Here is a 961-nt window from a genome sequence, read left to right on the forward strand (position 1 = left end):
AGCGCGCCCAGAGTTGCGTTGGCCGATCCTGTCGCAGCGTCCTCGACGGTGCCGCTCAGGGGACCAAACATGCGTGCGCGTATTCCAGTGTCCATCTTCGCGTACAAATGCAGAGAGAAGCGGCCTTTCATTTCGGGCCTGGCTGCCGCTGCTTCGCGAAACGCTTGCAGGTTCGGCATCGCGCCGGCGAGAGCATGCGGAGCCACCTCGGCGAGGACGAAGGAGATTCCGAGCGACGCGACGACAGGCTGGTGGGTCGCTGTCAGGATGTCTTCGGGGGACAAGTCCGCGCAGCGTGCGATTACGTCGACAGGGATCTGCATGCCGCGCTCAAGGACGCCGGGGGCGGCGATTGTGGCACCGGTGACCTCGCCCAGCGCGTCGCGTGCGACTTCCACGCGGACGAGACCCGCAATCTCTTCGAAGACAAGCAGTCCGTGACGATCATGCCCTTCACGTGCAAGCACATAGGCCGCGCCGACGTTGGGATGGCCGGCAAACGGCATCTCGGTCGTGCGGCTGAAAATCCGCACGCGCGCTGTGTGCTGGGATTCGGCTGGGGGCAGGATGAAGACCGTCTCGCTTAAGTTGAATTCAGCGGCCAGTGCTTGCATCTCCTCGTCAGTGAGGCCGACAGCGTTCGGGAACACCGCGAGGGAGTTTCCGCCGAAGCGCTGCTTTGTAAAGACGTCGACCGTCACGAACGGAAAGGTTCGCATGCTTCGTTCCTTTGCGGGGTTGAGACGACTATCAGAAGACAGGCCAGTGCCGGCCGCCGTCAGAAGAGCGCAAATGTGTCACGGTCGCCAGAATGGCTTGTTGACCTCGCACCTTACATCCCATCGGCTGAGGCCAAGGTCCTTCCATTCGCTGGATCTCATCTCTGCCAACTGGCGCCGGCGGTGTGCGCGGTCGCGCCAGATCTCGATGCGCGCTAACAATCGGCGAAGGGCACCGATCC

1 protein-coding gene is annotated in these 961 nt (G+C 62.7%); it reads right to left on the reverse strand.

Annotated features, from left to right (window positions below):
- Positions 1-701: PhzF family phenazine biosynthesis protein (locus BGN91_RS17565; RefSeq protein ID WP_292615344.1), on the reverse strand; the 701-nt coding region annotated here is incomplete at its 3' end.
- Positions 702-961 lie beyond the last annotated feature (260 nt).

Source organism: Nitrobacter sp. 62-13 (assembly GCF_001896955.1).
Taxonomy (GTDB): Bacteria; Pseudomonadota; Alphaproteobacteria; order Rhizobiales; family Xanthobacteraceae; genus Nitrobacter.